This is a genomic window from Pseudonocardia xinjiangensis (assembly GCF_050948425.1).
GTDB lineage: Bacteria > Actinomycetota > Actinomycetes > Mycobacteriales > Pseudonocardiaceae > Pseudonocardia > Pseudonocardia xinjiangensis.
This window is the reverse complement of sequence record NZ_CP192009.1, coordinates 2,555,864-2,570,000: the sequence shown is the minus strand read 5'-3', so window position 1 is coordinate 2,570,000 and position 14,137 is coordinate 2,555,864. Positions and strand designations below refer to the sequence as shown.

Sequence of the window (14,137 nt, the reverse complement as noted above, 5' to 3'; positions counted from 1 at the left end):
ACCCGCACACCATCCACCACCACAAAGGGCCATGATCTGGGGCGTGTTCCCACAGTACACCCACCCAACCTAGCCAGATCAGGGGGCCCCTGTGAGGGGCGGTCAGCGAGCCCTGTTGACCGGGGCCTCTAGGGCCTTCGTTCTGTCCGGCGTCTCGCTGACTTGTAAGAGATTACACGGGCTGTCGAGGGGGTTTCACCCGGGGGGGTGTTCCGCGTTTCCCCTGGTAGTCGCCCTGAACGGCTAGATCCCCCGTTCGATGGGCAACGCACCCCGCGCGACCGCCGCGACGAGCGCGGCATGGTCGGCCTCGGTCTGGTCGGCGTACGCCTGGGCGAACCGGCACATCGCGTCGTCCAGGTTGTGCCCGCGCCCGACGTACCCCGCGATCATCGACGCCCCGCTGGTGCGCGCATGGCCCTTGGCGAGCAGGTGCCCGACGACGCCGGCGTAGTCGGCGAGGGCGGAGGGGTCGATCGCGTCGATCGCGACGGTGCCCTTCATGTTGCGGAACTGCCGGACGTAGTACTGGTGCACGTCGTCGTGCTGTCCCGGTGCGGTGGTCCAGCCCAGCAGCGGGTCGCTGACGGTCTGCAGCGCCTGCTGGTACTCCACGACCCGCTGCCCCTGGTGGGCGTGCCATGCCGACTCGCCGTGCACGTAGCGCGCCAGTACCGACCGGCGAGCCTGCTTGAGCTGCAGGAACACCACGTCCTCCGGCGAGGAGCCCTCGAGGAGGGCGACGTACGCACGCAGGCCGACGCTTCCCACGCCCACCACCTTGTTGGCGATGTCGACCAGCGTGTAGCCGCCCAGCACGCGGCGCCAGTGCGGGGCGAGGGTCTCCAGGTAGTCGTCGATCGCGGCGGCCAGCACCTCGGCCTCCCCCTCGGGCACCCGCGTGATGAGGGGTGGCTCTTCGACGATCCGGCGCCGGCCCGCGATCTCCTGGGTGAAGCGCGGCAAGGCCCGGTCGCTCGTGCGCTGCCGGGCCCGCTTGGCAGCCCGCTCCACCTCGGCGCGCAACGGCCCCGAGCTCTCCTGCACGAGCCGGTCGACGTCGAGGCGCTCGTAGGAGCGCGACATCAGCGGCTGGTCGGCGAGGTAGCGCAGCTCGTCGCGGTAGGCCGTCACGCACGACCGCACGGCGTTCTCGCAGTCGTCCTCACGGGCTCCGTTCTGCCGGCCTGCCACCCAGATGCTCGCGACGAGGCGACGCAGGTCCCACTCCCAGCTCCCCGGGTGGGCCTCGTCGAAGTCGTTGAGGTCCATCACGAGGTCACGCTCCGGCGAGGCGTAGAAGCCGAAGTTGCCCAGGTGGGCGTCGCCGCAGACGACCGGGGTGATGCCGGTGGCCGGCAGGTGTGCGACGTCCTCGGCCATGACGACCGCCGTGCCGCGCAGGAAGCCGTAGGGCGAGGCCGCCATGCGACCGACCCGGATCGGCACGAGCCGGCCCACCCGGCCCTCGTGGCTGTCCATGATCTGTTGCACCGGGTCCGGCCGGTCGCTCGGCGCCTTCCACTCCCCCAGCGACGAACGCGGGACGCGTTTGCGGAGCGCCTTGCCGAGCGCGTACCGCTCCGCGCGGGCCACGGGCCGCTGCCGCAACGAGGCGTACGGGGTGCCGTCGGCGTCGGCGAGAACGGTGTGCGGTCGGACCGGTCCGAGGTCAGCAGGGCCGGTCACAAGGCGAACACTACGCCCGGCCGGCCGCGTCAGCCGAGCATGACGGTCGTGGCGACGGCCATCAGCGCGGTCCCGGTGACCGCGTTCACGGCCCGGCGGGCGCCTGGCCGGCGCAGCCTGCCACGGCTCCGCCCGGCCACGCCGATCACGAGCGCGTACCAGAGCACCACGATGACGACGATGGTTGCCGCCAGCAGCAGGATCTGCCCGACGACGCCGCGCCCCGGCGTCACGAACTGCGGGAGGAGGCCGAGGAAGAGCAACAACGCCTTGGGGTTCAGCAGGTTCCCGGCCAGCCCGTCGACGTACGGACGCCCGGACCGCTGCGGCGTGGCGTGGGCCTCGCGGGCCGCCGGGAGCGCGGACCGCAGGGCCTGGAAGCCGAGCAGGACCAGGTAGGCCGCGCCGGCCACCCGGATACCGGTGAGGACGCCCGGGTGCGCCGCGACCAGCGCCGACAGGCCGACGGCCGCCGCGGTGGTGTGCACGGCCAGACCGGTGACGATCCCGGCGGCGGCACCGACACCGTGGCGCCGGTCCTCGATGGCGTGGCGCACCACCACGGCGAAGTCCGGCCCCGGGGTGCACACCAGCACGAGCATGACCCCGACGAACGCCAGCCACCGCTCGAACGTCATCGGACGGCCTCGGTGACCGGGTCGCCCAGTGCGCGCAGGCCACGGGTGAGCCCGCGGACGAGCCTGTCCGGGCCGAGCAGGGCCAGTCCGTGGATGTGCACCTCGGCCGCCGGGGTGGCGGCCATCGCGGCGGCGAGCTCGGCGTAGGTGGCAGCCGCCCTGGCGAGGTCGGGGAAGGCCAGCGCCGTCACGCCGGCGGCGTGCGCGGCCGCCCGCAGCTCGACGAGCTCGGCCGCCGGAGCCGCCAGCACGGGCACGACGATCTCCGCGATGGCCGGCCAGTGGGATCCCGTGGCGTCGACGAGGCCAGGGCCGAGCTCGACGTCGCCTCGGGCGCCGACCGAGGCGCCCAGCACGGCCGAGGCGTTCGCGATCAGCCACCGCGGGGCAGCGGGGTCGAGGACGAGCACACAGCGTGGGGTCATGCCCGAGAATCTCGTGGCTTGTCCGCACTTCGGCAAGCTCGACCGGATATTGTCCGGACCATGCCCCAAGAACTGTCGCTCGATCCGGTCGACTGGCGGATCCTGCACCATCTGCAGGACGACGCGTCGATCACCAACAAGGAGCTCGCCGAGCGCGTGCGCCTGCCGACGTCGTCATGCCACGAGCGTGTCCGGCGGCTGCGCGCGCTCGGTGTCGTCACGGCCGTCCGCGCGGTCGTCGACCCGGCAGCGGTCGGCCGGGGTCTGCAGGCGTTCATCGCCGTGCAGCTGCGGCCCCACCGGCGCGAGCTCGTGGAGGCGTTCACGACGGCCGTCCTCGCGCTCCCCGAGACGCTGGCGCTCTACAACGTCTCGGGGCCGGAGGACTTCTTCGTGCACGTCGCCGTGGCCGACAGCGGCCACCTGCAGCGGCTCATCGTCGACCACCTCGCGACCCGGCCGGAGGTCGGGCACGCCCAGACGCACCTGATCTTCGACCGGCCACTGGTGGCGCCCGTCCGCCCGACCGTGGCCGAGCAGAGCGGGCGCGGCTAGCTCCGGCCGCTGAGCTTGTCCCGCGCGCGGTCGACCAGGCCGACGCCCGGCCCCACGAGCTTGTGGAACAGCTGGGTGTTCGGGGCTCCGGGGTGCGGACGGGTGGGGGCCGCCTTCTTGGCCTTCTCGACCTTCTCCCGGAGCTCCACCCGCTTCTCGAGCGGCAGCCGCACCCTGAGCTTCGGGAACTGCTCGGTCTCCTCGTCCTCCACGTGATGCCGGAGCCGGCTGCGCAGCTCACCGACGAGCTGCTCGAAGCGCGGATCCTCCGCGTCGACCCCCTCGAGCTCCTTCATCGTCTGCTCGAGCTCCTTGTGCTCCTCCGTGTCGTGCTCCACCACCTCTTCCCCATCGGGCAGGTTCTCGCGCATCGCGGGATAGACGTACATCTCCTCGGCCACCGCGTGCCGGACGAGCTCGGTGATGGCGGTGTCGGCGAGGTCGCGCTTCTCCGCCGGGTCGGTGGTGGTGCCGATACGGTCGAGCAGCGAAGCCACCTCACGGTGGTCGGACATCAACTCGTCGACCACATCGAGGTCGGCGCCGGTTCCGGTCATGTCAGCCTCCCAGGTTCAGGACGCGCGCGGGTTACCCCGCGATCCCGGCGCTACGCACGCCGGTTCAGGAAAGCCACTTTCCTGCCCTGTGCGGGCCTGAACGTGGCTTTCCTGAACCTCCGGGCACCTCAGAGCCGGATCATCCGGCCGGGGGGCGGGTCGGGGAGCTTGTCCGGGTGCAGCGCCCACGCCAGGGCCTCGACACCGTCCACGAGCCGCGGGCCGGCCCGCACGACGTAGGACGTGGAGTCGATCGCCACGACCGGTCGTCCCGGGAAGCGGTCGCGCACGGCCGCGGCCTGCTCCACCGCCGCGTCGAGACCGAACCCGCACGGCGCGACGACCACCACGTCGGCGGGCAGGGCGCTCACCTCGTCCCAGCTCGCCTCGACCGACCGGCCTCCCGCGGTCCCGCCCACCGGCTCCCCGCCCGCCAGCTGCACCAGCTCCGGCACCCAGTGGCCCGGCAGGAAGGGTGGGTCGACCCACTCGAGCACGAGCACGCGCGGCCGCGGGCAGCCGGCCACGGCCCGGGTCACCGCGGCGAGGCGCTCGCGCAACGAGCCGACCAGCGCCGCGGCGCGGTCCGCGGCCCCGATGTGCCGGCCGACCTCGGTGATCGCGTCGAGTACGTCGTCGACGTTGTGCGGGTCGATCGAGAGCACCTCGGCGTCGCCGATCACCGCCATCGCCTCGGCCAGGGCGCCGGCGGGCAGGGCACACACCTGGCACAGGTCCTGGGTGAGGACGAGGGTCGGGGCCAGCGCCGCGAGCCTGCCGCGGTCGAGCTCGTAGAGCGGCAGCCCGCGGGCGCTCCGGTCGCGGACCACCGCGTCGATCATGGCGGGCGGGAGGCCCGGCGGCAGGACCGTGTCCACCACGACGGCGACCCGGTCGCGGATGCCGGCCGGCTCGTCACACTCGAACGTCACGGCCACCAGATCGTCGACGCGGCCGAGCGCCGCCACCATCTCGGTGGCCGCCGGCAGCAGCGACGCGATGCGCATCGGCCCACCGTAAGCCGGTGCGCCGGCGCGAGCAGGGGTCAGACCACTCCGTCGGGCACAGGGACGTGGGCCCGGCGCATCGCGAGGAACACGAGGGCAGCGGCCAGCGCCGTCGCGAGGATCGTCACGGCCATCACCGCCGCCGTGACCCCGCCCAGCGACGCCAGCGGCGGCACGACCGCGGCGAAGGTGAACTGCAGCAGGCCGAGCAGCGCCGACGCGGTGCCCGCGCGGCCCCCTTGTCCGGCCAGAGCGAGCGCGGTCGCGTTCGGCAGGAGCAGCCCGGTGCACGACACCAGCGCCAGGAGCGGCACCAGCAACGCCCACACCGACCGCGACGCGAGCGCTCCCACGAGCAGGGCGACAGCGGCGACGAGGGCGATCACCACCCCCGCGCCCACCAGCCTGCGGGGCCCGACCCGGCCGACCAGCGCGGCGCTCACCCGTCCGGCGAGCACGATCCCCAGGCCGTTCACGGCGAACACCACGGCGTAGGTCTGCGGCGACAACGCGCCGTCGAGCGCACCGGCGTCCTGCAGGACGAAGCTGCCCATCGCGATGTAGGTGAACATCGCGCACATCCCCAGCCCCAGCACGAGCGACGGGAGCAGGAACGTCCGGTCCCGGCTCACGTCGCGCAGCACCACCGCCGTGGCGCGCAGGCCACCCGCGCGCCGGTCCGCGGGCGGCAGCGTCTCGCGTTGCGTCAGGGCCGCGACGAGCAGGACCACCCCGATCAGCGCGAGAGCACCGAACACCCCGCGCCAGTCGGTGAACCGCAGCAGCTGCCCGCCCAGCACGGGACCGACGATGGGCGCGGTTCCGTTGACGAGCATGAGCAACGCGAACACCCGCGCGGCCGCGTCGCCGTCGTAGAGGTCGCGGACCATGGCCCGGGCGACCACCAGCCCGGCCCCACCCGCGAGGCCGGTGAGCAGCCTCAGTACCAGCAGTGTCTCGATCGACGGGGCGAGCGCGCACAGCCCCGTGGCCACCACGAACACAGCGACGCCCACGAGCAGCGGGCGGCGCCTGCCCACCCGGTCGGTCAGCGGCCCGACCAGCAGCTGCCCCAGAGCCAGCCCGATCATGCACAGCGACAGCGACAGCTGCGCCGAGGCGTCCGGCACGCCCAGCTCGTCCGCGAGCTGCGGCAGCGCCGGCAGGTACAGGTCGAGGGCGAGCGGGCCGAACGACGACAGGCCGCCCAGGGCGAGCACCCGTCCGATCGGTACCCGGATGCGGGGAACGGTGGTCATCAGTACTTCCTACGGCCTCGTCCCTCTCGTGGCGCCGATCGGTGGTCCGGCTCACGCCGGGTGACGCCTCAGCCGGTGGCCACGCGGACGCCTCCCGACGTGGACGCCCGGTCGAGCACCAGCTGCGCGATCCGCTCCCGGTGCTCCGCCGCGCTGCCCAGCAGGGCCGCGTCGGTGACGGCGCGCTTGAGGTACAGGTGCGCTGCGTGCTCCCACGTGAAGCCGATGCCCCCGTGCAGCTGCACGCTCTCCTGCGCCACCTGCTGGTAGGCCTGCGAGCACGTGGCCTGCGCGACGGCGACGGCGAGATCCGGGTCGTCGGTTCCGTCCTGCAGCGCCCACGCCGCGTGGTAGGCCGTTGACCTGGCGTGCTCGACGAGCACCAGCATGTCGGCGCACCGGTGCTTCACGGCCTGGAACGAGCCGATCGGGCGGCCGAACTGCAGCCGGGTGCCGGCGTAGGCGACCGTGCGGTCGAGCATCCGCTGCGCACCTCCCACCTGCTCGGCGGCCAGCAGCGCGCCTCCGACGCGGAGTGCGGCGGTGATCGCCTGCTCGGCGCCGGCTCCCACGGCGAGCGCACGGGCGGGTGTGGCCGAGAACCGCACGGTGGCCTGCCGGCGCGTCCGGTCCAGGGTGGACAGCGGGATGCGCTCGCCGCCGTCGGTGAGGAAGAGCCCGATCTCCTCGCCCGTCCGGGCCGCGACGAGCAGCACGTCGGCCGTGCCGTCGACGACGTGGCGCACCTCGCCGGTGAGCGCACCGCCGGTCTCGGTGACGGTGACCAGTGCAGGGTCGAACCGGCCGCCGCGGTCGGGCACGGCGAACGCCGCCGTCCGCGCGCCCTCGACGAGCGACGCCAGCAGGTCCTCGTCGAGCCCCGCCCCGGCCAGTGCCACGAGCGCGGGCACCGCGAGCCCGACGGTGCCGAGCACCGGGCCGGGCACGAGCGCCGCCCCGAACTCCTCGGCCACCACGGCCTGGTCCACGAGGCCACCACCCGCACCGCCCAGCTCCTCGGGCACCGCGAGCCCGAGCACCCCGAGCTCGCCGCCGAGCCGCGCCCAGAGCGCCGGGTCGTGGCCGGTGCCGGACTCCGCCAGCCGCCGCACCGTGTCCTCTCCGAGGCGCTCGGCGCAGAACCGGCGGACGGCCCGCCGGAGGTCCTGCTGCTCCGGGGTGAGGACGAACTCGGCAACCGCGTCAGCCACGCGGCACCTCCTTCCACGGCTTGCCGGCATCGGCTCGCAGGTCGCCGGGCAGGCCGAGGATCCGCTCGCCCAGGATGTTGCGCAGCACCTCGGAGGTGCCGCCTTCGATGGTGTTCGCCCGCGAGCGCAGGAAGCGCTGCTGCACCGGGCCCCGGTAGTCCTCGTTCCTCTCGGCGTCACGCTGCGTGTAGTCGCCGTACAGCGTGGCCTCCGGGCCGATCAGCTCCATGCAGAACTCGTAGACGTGCTGGTTCAGCTCGGCCGACACGAGCTTGGCGATCGAGCCCTCCGGGCCGGGCGACCCGGACGTCGCGGACCGCCGGGCGCGCTCGTCGGTGAGCCGCTGGGCCTCGGCACGGGTCCACAGCGCCGCCAGCTTGTCGCGCAGCACCGGGGTATGCCGCTGCGGGTAGCGCGCCCACAGCTCGACGGCGTCGGCGATGGCCCCGGCACCGCGGACGGAGGACGACCCGCCGATGGCCGAGCGCTCGTTCATGAGCGTGGTCATCGCGACCCGCCAGCCGTTGCCGACCGCACCGAGCCGGTGGGTGTCGGGGATGCGGGCGTCGGTCAGGTAGACCTCGTTGAACTCGGCCTGCCCGGTCATCTGCCGCAGCGGGCGCGTCTCGACACCGGGAGCGTGCATGTCGAGCACGAAGTAGGTGAGGCCCTTGTGCTTGGGCTGGTCCGGGTCGGTGCGGGCGAGCAGCAGCGCGTAGCGGGCGCGGTGGGCGAAGCTCGTCCACACCTTCTGCCCGTTGACCACCCACTCGTCGCCGTCGAGCACCGCGGAGGTGGCGAGCCCGGCCAGGTCGGAGCCCGCGCCCGGCTCGCTGAACAGCTGGCACCAGATGTGCTCGCCCGTCGCCAGCGGGGGCAGCAGCTCCTGGGCCAGCTCGCGGGACCCGTGTTCGAGCACCGTGGCCGCGGCCATGCCGTGGCCGATCGGGTTGAGGAAGAACGGGTTGGGCCCCCCGGCACCCTGCAGGATCGCGTTCGCCCGTGCCTGCAGGCCCCGCGATACGCCGAGCCCGCCCAACCCCTCGGGGAAGTGCACCCAGGTGAGCCCGGCCGCGAACCAGGTGGCGAGGAACTCCCGCGTGGGCACACTGCGCGGGTCGTGCTCCTCCACCACCTCGTGGGCGGCCTTCTCGACGCGCGCCCTGTCGTCCATGACACCTCCGTGCGGAGCAGCGAGACGGTCAACACTGACCGTAACGGATGCGGTAGCGCGGCACAGGCGCATCCCGGTGACCGCCGGGACGCTCCGCCGGGCCGCCCCAATCCCGGGCAACGTCTGGTGGGACCCTCTCCTGCGCGTCCTCAGTGATGGAAGAGCCGGAGCCCGGTGCGGACAAGGGCGATCCGGTGCGCGCGGCAGGCGTCCTCGACCTCGGTGGACCGGATCGATCCGCCTGGCTCGGCGATGTACTCGACGCCGTGCCGGTGGGCGTGGTCGACGTTGTCGCGGAACGGCAAGGCGCCGTCCGAGACGAACGCGACCTCCTTCATGCTGGTCAGCCACTGCCTTCGCTGGTCGTCCGTCAGCCTGGGTGCGGGTGCGGAGAGTGCACTCGCCAGTCGCACGCTCTCGTCCTGGGTGAGATCGCCCTCGATGAAGCGGACCTGCCAGTTGATCCGATCCTGGCGCCGGATGTCCGGCCGGAAGGTGAGAGCGCGAACCGCCGGGTGGCGTCGCAGCCACCAGGTTTCGGCCTTCGCGCCGGCCAGCCGGGTGCAGTCGACTCGCGACTGCTGACCCGCGCCGATCCCCAGTGTGGCCCCTCCGCGCAGGTAGCACACGGAGTTGGACTGGGTGTAGCGCAGGACGGCGAGGCCCAGAAGGAGATCCTGCGCTGCCGTCACAGGCAGTGCACCGCACACGATGCCGCCCAACAGCTCGGCGGACAGAGCCACCTCGTCACACTGCTGGGTCAGCCGCAGCCCGAACACCTCACGCTCCTCGTGCCGCAGAGGCACGAACGCCTCGTCTGCTTCCATGATCAGGAAGCGGCCGTTCTTCTTCTTGCTGAGCGTTGCGGTGGTGCCCGGCGCGTAGCCGGGGGCGATGACGCCGTCGCAGACCACTCTGGTCAGCAGCTCGGCGAGCTCGGCGTCGACCGGGCGGGAGACGGCGGCGAAATCACCGTATGCGGATTTCGGATCGGCATCGCGGGCTCGCAGGTAGGCGCTGGTGAGCGCACCGACGCCGGCAGGGTCGACGCCATAGAGCTCGGCCGTGACGTCATCGACGGGGCCGGCGACGGCCGCCCCGGCCGGCGATACGTGTTTGAAGGACGTCGCCGTCGGCCGGTTCAGGGCTCGATCGGCCTCCAGCACCAGTTGCCAGCTGTTCAGCGCGTCCAGCATGTTGATGTAGGACGGGCTGCCCTGCAGCACCCGGACCGGCCATCGGCCGGGACGCACCGGTGCGGCACGGGCCGCCTGCTGCTGCGGGTTGACTCCGTGACGCAGCTCCACGTCGTGACCTCCTGTGTCAGCCGACCGTCACTGACGCAGGCGCCCAGGCGGTCGACGCTCACGCGGGAGAACGGCCGCTCCCCGGTGGTTGCCCACCTTCGCCAGTCACGGCCGGGACGGATCTTATCCGCGCAGGAGTCCAGAGGGTCGCAGTGGCGCGTCATCCGGCGCGCGAACCGGGGGCGGCGGTGCCCCTCCCCGACCCGCGATCCGTCGTTACCCGGCCGTTCCTCCGACGGGCCGCCGTTGTGCGAGCATCGTGGGTATGACCGGTATGTCGGTTATCGACGAGACCGCCGTTGCCGCCCGCCGGGCGCGCGCCGTCGCAGCAGCCACCGCGGCGGGCCGCCACCTCGGCCTCCCCGTCACCGAGCCGCGCGTGCTCTACGACGTCTTCTCAGTGATCGTGCACCTCGCGCCGGCGCCCGTGGTGGTGCGCGTGCCCACGGTCCTGCCGCGCACGGTCACGGCCGACCCCGGCACGCAGGCCTGCCAGCAGCGCGCCGAGCTGGCGGTGGCCGGGTGGCTTGCCGACCAGGGCCATCCCGTGGTGGCGCCCAGCCCGCTGGTGCCGCGCGAGCCCGTCCGATGGGACGGGTACTCGATGACGTTCTGGCAGCTCGTGGACCAGGTCACGGCGCAGGCCGGAGCCGCGGAGCCCGACCCCCAGAGCCGGGCCGAGGCGGCCACGGAGCTGCACGCGGTGCTGCGCGACTATCCCGGCGAGCTGAGCTTCCTCGTGCCCCTCGACGCCTCCGTGCCGGACGGCATCGCGCAGCTGGAAGGGCGGCCCGACCTGCTCGACCCCGAGCTCGTGGGGCGCGCCCGCCACGAGTGGGCACTGCTCGAGCCGCTCGTGACCACCTCGGAGGCGTTCGCGGCCGCGTTCCCGGGGCTCGACGTGCAGCCGATCCACGGGGACGCGCCTGCCTACAACATGATCAGCACCCCGGACGGCGAGCTCTGCTCCGACTTCGAGCACACCACTCTGGGACCGGTCGAGTGGGACCTCAGCTTCACCGGCCCCGACGAGCGGGCGGCCTACGACGCCGCCGCGGAACGGCTGGGGCTGCGCCCCCTCGACGGGCGGCTGATGCGGGTGATGGAGCGCGCGCGGATGCTCCAGTTCGTGGCCTGCCTCCCCATGGCACACCAGCTCCCCGGCCTGCTCGACGGGCTGCGGTCCATGATCGAACTCTGGCGCACGACCCCGGCCCTCGCGGAGATCCTCTGACCTGTACCACCGGGTCGGGACAACGGGGCAGTCAATTCCGACCGGGCCCGTTGCGATGCTCCTCCAGCCCTGCCGCCGCCGCGTTCCACCACGCACGACCAGCCCTCGGTCCGACAGGTGAGGACGAAAGGGCCGGTCGCACGATCCGGGTTGGGGAGGGTTACCCGCTCACCCGGCGTTCGGCGGCCGCCCACGCGGCCTCATCGGCGCGGGGCTCGTAGGTCACGAGCTCCTGCGTCCGCACGAGCAGTGCGCGCAGCTGCGCGAGGCCGCCCTCCACGGCGCCGAGCGCGCGGGCCTGGACCAGCACGTTCCCCAGCGCCGTGGCCTCCACCGGCCCGGCGACGACGGGGAGACCGCACGCGTCGGCGGTGAGCCGGCAGAGCAGAGCGTTGCGCGCGCCCCCGCCCACGACGTGCACGACGTCGACCGCCCGGCCCGAGAGCTCCTGCGCGTCGCGCACCGCCCGCCGGTGCGCGAGCGCGAGGCTGTCGAGGATGCAGCGCACGGTGGCCGCCCGGCCCTGCGGTGGGGTCTCGCCACGCCGTTCGCAGGCCTCCGCGATGCGCGCCGGCATGTCCCCCGGCGGCAGGAAGGCGGGGTCGTCGGCGTCGACCAGCGCCGCGAACGGCGGGACCTGCGCCGCCTCGGCGAGCAGCGCGGCCAGGTCGGCGCCCGGCCAGGCCCGCAGGCACTCCTGCAGCAGCCACAGGCCCATGACGTTGCGCAGGTAGCGCACCGAGCCGTCGACGCCCAGCTCGTTGGAGAAGTTCGCCGCGCGCCCGGCCTCCGACAGCACCGGGGCGTCGAGCTCGACGCCGACCAGTGACCAGGTGCCGCACGAGACGTAGGCGAAGCGCTCCCCTGTGGCCGGCACCCCCACCACCGCGGACGCCGTGTCGTGCGACCCGACCGCGATCAGCGGCACCGGCCCGGCCAGCCCGGTCTCGGCGAGCACGTGCGGCGCCAGCTCCCCGACCCGCTCCCCCGGCTCGATCAGGGGTGCGAACAGCCCGGCGTCGATCCCGGTCCGGGCCATCAGGTCCGACGCCCAGGTCCGAGCCTTGACGTCGAGCAGGCCGGTGGTGGAGGCGTTGGTGAGCTCGGCGCGGCGGACCCCGGTGAGCCAGTACCCGAGCAGGTCCGGCATCAGGAGCAGGTCGCGGGCCGCCGCGAGCTGTGGTGAGCCGGCCGCCGCGACGAGCTGGTAGATCGTGGTGAACGGCAGCTCCTGCACGCCGTTGGTGGCGTACAGCTCGGCGGCGGGGACCGTGGCGTGCACCCGGCCCGCCACGCCGTCGGTGCGCGCGTCCCGGTAGTGCACCGGGTTGCCCAGCAACGAGCCGGTGGCGTCGAGCAGGCCGTAGTCGATGGCCCAGGAGTCGATGCCCACCGCGTCCAGCGGCGCCTGCGCACCGGCGGCGCGCAGGCCGTCCAGGATGCCCCGGTAGAGCGCCAGCACGTCCCAGTGCAGGGTGTCGCCGAGGCGGAGGGAGCCGTTCGGGAACCGGGCCGCCTCGGTGAGCTCGAGCCGGTCGGGACCGACCTCGGCCGCCATCACCCGGCCGCTCGACGCCCCGAGGTCGACCGCGGCCACGCGCGCGTTCACCAGAGCCGCACCTCGACGAACTCCAGGCCTACCAGGTCCGCCACGGCGGCGAGGTCGGGCACCCGGTGCCCCGTGCCGAGAGCCCAGTGGTGGTCGACGCCCGAGGCGCTCCAGACGTCGGTCCACTCTCCCGGGTCGCCCCCGAAATCGACCCGGGAGGTGGTGTTCCCGATCTGGAGCAGCGGGCCGGCCACCACCTCTCCCTCCGCTGCCACCAGTACATAGCGCCCGTCCCGGCGCTGGCCGAGCCCGCACAGGGTGACCGGCCCGTGGCGGACGTCGAACTCGACGGAGACCCCCCGCCCTCGCTTGCCGTGGTACACCCCGAGCCCACGCAGCAACGGCCGCCGCGCGCTGATCGCCAGGTGCGCCGGGCCGTCGTGGCCCATCTCCACCACACCGTCGACGAAGTCCAGCGCCTGCAGCTCGGTGAACGAGCCGCCCGCACCGAGGCGGTCCATCACGAGCATGGCGATCGAGTTGCGCAGCTCGTACTCCCCCGCCGTCGGCACGCCGCGGGCGGTGAGCAGCGAGGCACCGAGGATCAGACCGGCGCCGAGCGTCTCGTGCTGCTCCCCGTTCAGGCCCCGGTGGTAGTAGGCGAGCGAGTCGAGCGCGAAGTCCTCGACGAGCCGGTCGAGGCCGACGGAGACCCGCGCGCCCCACTCCAGGTCGGCGGCCTCGACGGAGGCGTCGACGTCGAACACCTCGCGGGCCAGCGCGACCCGGTCCTGGGCCTGCCCGTCGGTGACCTCCTCGACGCGCACCCGCAGGTCGTCGAGCTCCAGCACCTCGACGTGACCGCCGAGCTGCGCCGACACCGACGTGAGGTCCGTGGCGACGTCGAGCATGCCCGGGTAGAGGTGGCCCATGAGCCCGTGCCGCCCGTGGCGCAGCACCCCGCGCACCCCGGCCGCCGTGACCCAGCGGGCGATCCGTGCCCACGCGCGCTCGTCCTCCAGGTGGCCCGACACCGACCGGAAGTCGACGCCCGCGCGGTCGAACGCGTTGGCCATCTCCGGCAGCGGGCAGGCCCCGCAGTAGGCCAGCCAGGCTCCGGTGTCGAAGGTGGCGTGGTCCATCCGTGCCGTGGGCTGCAGGTTGATCAGCAGCACCGGCGCCCCGCTGCGCTGCGCGACCGGCACCAGCATGGAGGCCGTCATGTAGGTGGTCAGGAAGCCGACGATGAGATCGCAGCCGGCGACCCGCAGCTTCTCCGCGGCCACCGCGCCCTCCTGCGCGTCGGAGATGAAGCCGACGTCGACCACGTCCACCTCGTCGCCGAGCCCCCGCAGGCGCTCCGACACGCGCTCCGCCGACCGGCGTAGCTGCGGGAGCAGGTCGGGGAACTGCGGCCAGTACGCGCCGAGCCCGCCGGCCACGAGCCCGACGGTGGTGCGGCGCGGGGTGGTCCGCACGAGCCCGGTGGGGGTCTCGAGCACCGAGGTCATGACATCTCCTCCTGGGTCGGC

The 14,137-nt window shown here is 73.5% G+C and carries 13 protein-coding genes and 1 riboswitch; of the genes, 2 read left to right on the top strand and 11 right to left on the bottom strand.

Annotated elements, in window-relative coordinates; genetic code table 11:
- Window positions 1–243: 243 nt before the first annotated feature.
- From ACQPZA_RS12220 to ACQPZA_RS12210, 3 genes are read right to left on the bottom strand one after another with little or no spacing between them, the layout of a single operon-like run.
- Window positions 244–1,689 (bottom strand): DUF2252 domain-containing protein, encoded by a 1,446-nt coding sequence (locus ACQPZA_RS12220; protein WP_433280596.1) that lies wholly within the window; start codon window positions 1,687–1,689, stop codon window positions 244–246.
- 29 nt (window positions 1,690–1,718) lie between these two features.
- Window positions 1,719–2,327 carry a LysE family translocator gene (locus tag ACQPZA_RS12215; RefSeq protein WP_433280594.1) on the bottom strand — a complete coding sequence of 203 codons (609 nt, stop codon included), beginning with the start codon at window positions 2,325–2,327 and terminating at the stop codon, window positions 1,719–1,721.
- Window positions 2,324–2,752, bottom strand: coding sequence for a DUF2000 family protein (locus tag ACQPZA_RS12210; RefSeq protein WP_433280592.1), 429 nt, complete (start codon window positions 2,750–2,752; stop codon window positions 2,324–2,326). The genes ACQPZA_RS12215 and ACQPZA_RS12210 overlap by 4 nt, the downstream gene beginning before the upstream one ends.
- Window positions 2,753–2,812: 60 nt before the next feature.
- Between ACQPZA_RS12210 and ACQPZA_RS12205 the strand changes: the two genes are divergently transcribed.
- Window positions 2,813–3,307 carry an Lrp/AsnC family transcriptional regulator gene (locus ACQPZA_RS12205; protein ID WP_169398414.1) on the top strand — a complete coding sequence of 165 codons (495 nt, stop codon included), beginning with the start codon at window positions 2,813–2,815 and terminating at the stop codon, window positions 3,305–3,307.
- On the opposite strand, the gene ACQPZA_RS12200 is transcribed toward ACQPZA_RS12205, so the two are convergent.
- From ACQPZA_RS12200 to ACQPZA_RS12175, 6 genes are all read right to left on the bottom strand, one after another.
- The gene (locus ACQPZA_RS12200) at window positions 3,304–3,864 is read right to left on the bottom strand and encodes a hemerythrin domain-containing protein (RefSeq protein ID WP_433280588.1); all 561 of its coding nucleotides are present in this window, start codon (window positions 3,862–3,864) and stop codon (window positions 3,304–3,306) included. The two genes, ACQPZA_RS12205 and ACQPZA_RS12200, sit on opposite strands and share 4 nt — an antisense overlap.
- 128 nt (window positions 3,865–3,992) lie before the next feature.
- Complete coding sequence (locus ACQPZA_RS12195; protein ID WP_433280586.1) at window positions 3,993–4,871, bottom strand: ABC transporter substrate-binding protein; 879 nt, start codon at window positions 4,869–4,871, stop codon at window positions 3,993–3,995.
- Between the two features lie 38 nt (window positions 4,872–4,909).
- Window positions 4,910–6,130 carry a multidrug effflux MFS transporter gene (locus ACQPZA_RS12190; protein ID WP_433280583.1) on the bottom strand — a complete coding sequence of 407 codons (1,221 nt, stop codon included), beginning with the start codon at window positions 6,128–6,130 and terminating at the stop codon, window positions 4,910–4,912.
- Window positions 6,131–6,198: 68 nt separating this feature from the next.
- The gene (locus ACQPZA_RS12185; RefSeq protein ID WP_433280581.1) at window positions 6,199–7,341 is read right to left on the bottom strand and encodes an acyl-CoA dehydrogenase family protein; all 1,143 of its coding nucleotides are present in this window, start codon (window positions 7,339–7,341) and stop codon (window positions 6,199–6,201) included.
- A complete protein-coding gene (locus ACQPZA_RS12180) occupies window positions 7,334–8,515 on the bottom strand; it encodes an acyl-CoA dehydrogenase family protein (protein WP_433280579.1) in 1,182 nt (393 codons plus the stop codon). Before ACQPZA_RS12180 ends, ACQPZA_RS12185 begins: the two co-directional genes overlap by 8 nt.
- 149 nt (window positions 8,516–8,664) lie before the next feature.
- Window positions 8,665–9,822, bottom strand: coding sequence for a phosphoribosylaminoimidazolecarboxamide formyltransferase (locus tag ACQPZA_RS12175; protein WP_433280576.1), 1,158 nt, complete (start codon window positions 9,820–9,822; stop codon window positions 8,665–8,667).
- 34 nt (window positions 9,823–9,856) lie between these two features.
- Window positions 9,857–9,941: riboswitch (ZMP/ZTP riboswitch) on the bottom strand.
- 146 nt (window positions 9,942–10,087) lie between these two features.
- Here ACQPZA_RS12175 and ACQPZA_RS12170 point away from each other — a divergent pair.
- Window positions 10,088–11,056 carry an aminoglycoside phosphotransferase family protein gene (locus ACQPZA_RS12170; protein ID WP_433280574.1) on the top strand — a complete coding sequence of 323 codons (969 nt, stop codon included), beginning with the start codon at window positions 10,088–10,090 and terminating at the stop codon, window positions 11,054–11,056.
- Between the two features lie 160 nt (window positions 11,057–11,216).
- On the opposite strand, the gene ACQPZA_RS12165 is transcribed toward ACQPZA_RS12170, so the two are convergent.
- Together ACQPZA_RS12165 and ACQPZA_RS12160 are read right to left on the bottom strand one after the other, a co-directional pair.
- On the bottom strand, window positions 11,217–12,668 hold the full coding sequence (locus ACQPZA_RS12165; protein ID WP_433282774.1) for a rhamnulokinase: 1,452 nt from the start codon (window positions 12,666–12,668) through the stop codon (window positions 11,217–11,219).
- A complete protein-coding gene (locus ACQPZA_RS12160; RefSeq protein ID WP_433280572.1) occupies window positions 12,662–14,116 on the bottom strand; it encodes an arabinose isomerase in 1,455 nt (484 codons plus the stop codon). The genes ACQPZA_RS12165 and ACQPZA_RS12160 overlap by 7 nt, the downstream gene beginning before the upstream one ends.
- Window positions 14,117–14,137: the final 21 nt, after the last annotated feature.

Excerpts from the sequence above, each read along its gene's own strand:
- ACQPZA_RS12215 (WP_433280594.1), bottom strand. The coding sequence starts at position 2,327 with ATGACGTTCGAGCGGTGGCTGGCGTTCGTCGGGGTCATGCTCGTGCTG.
- ACQPZA_RS12210 (WP_433280592.1), bottom strand. The coding sequence starts at position 2,752 with ATGACCCCACGCTGTGTGCTCGTCCTCGACCCCGCTGCCCCGCGGTGG.
- ACQPZA_RS12205 (WP_169398414.1), top strand. The coding sequence starts at position 2,813 with ATGCCCCAAGAACTGTCGCTCGATCCGGTCGACTGGCGGATCCTGCAC.
- ACQPZA_RS12200 (WP_433280588.1), bottom strand. The coding sequence starts at position 3,864 with ATGACCGGAACCGGCGCCGACCTCGATGTGGTCGACGAGTTGATGTCC.
- ACQPZA_RS12195 (WP_433280586.1), bottom strand. The coding sequence starts at position 4,871 with ATGCGCATCGCGTCGCTGCTGCCGGCGGCCACCGAGATGGTGGCGGCG.
- ACQPZA_RS12190 (WP_433280583.1), bottom strand. The coding sequence starts at position 6,130 with ATGACCACCGTTCCCCGCATCCGGGTACCGATCGGACGGGTGCTCGCC.
- ACQPZA_RS12180 (WP_433280579.1), bottom strand. The coding sequence starts at position 8,515 with ATGGACGACAGGGCGCGCGTCGAGAAGGCCGCCCACGAGGTGGTGGAG.
- ACQPZA_RS12170 (WP_433280574.1), top strand. The coding sequence starts at position 10,088 with ATGACCGGTATGTCGGTTATCGACGAGACCGCCGTTGCCGCCCGCCGG.
- ACQPZA_RS12160 (WP_433280572.1), bottom strand. The coding sequence starts at position 14,116 with ATGACCTCGGTGCTCGAGACCCCCACCGGGCTCGTGCGGACCACCCCG.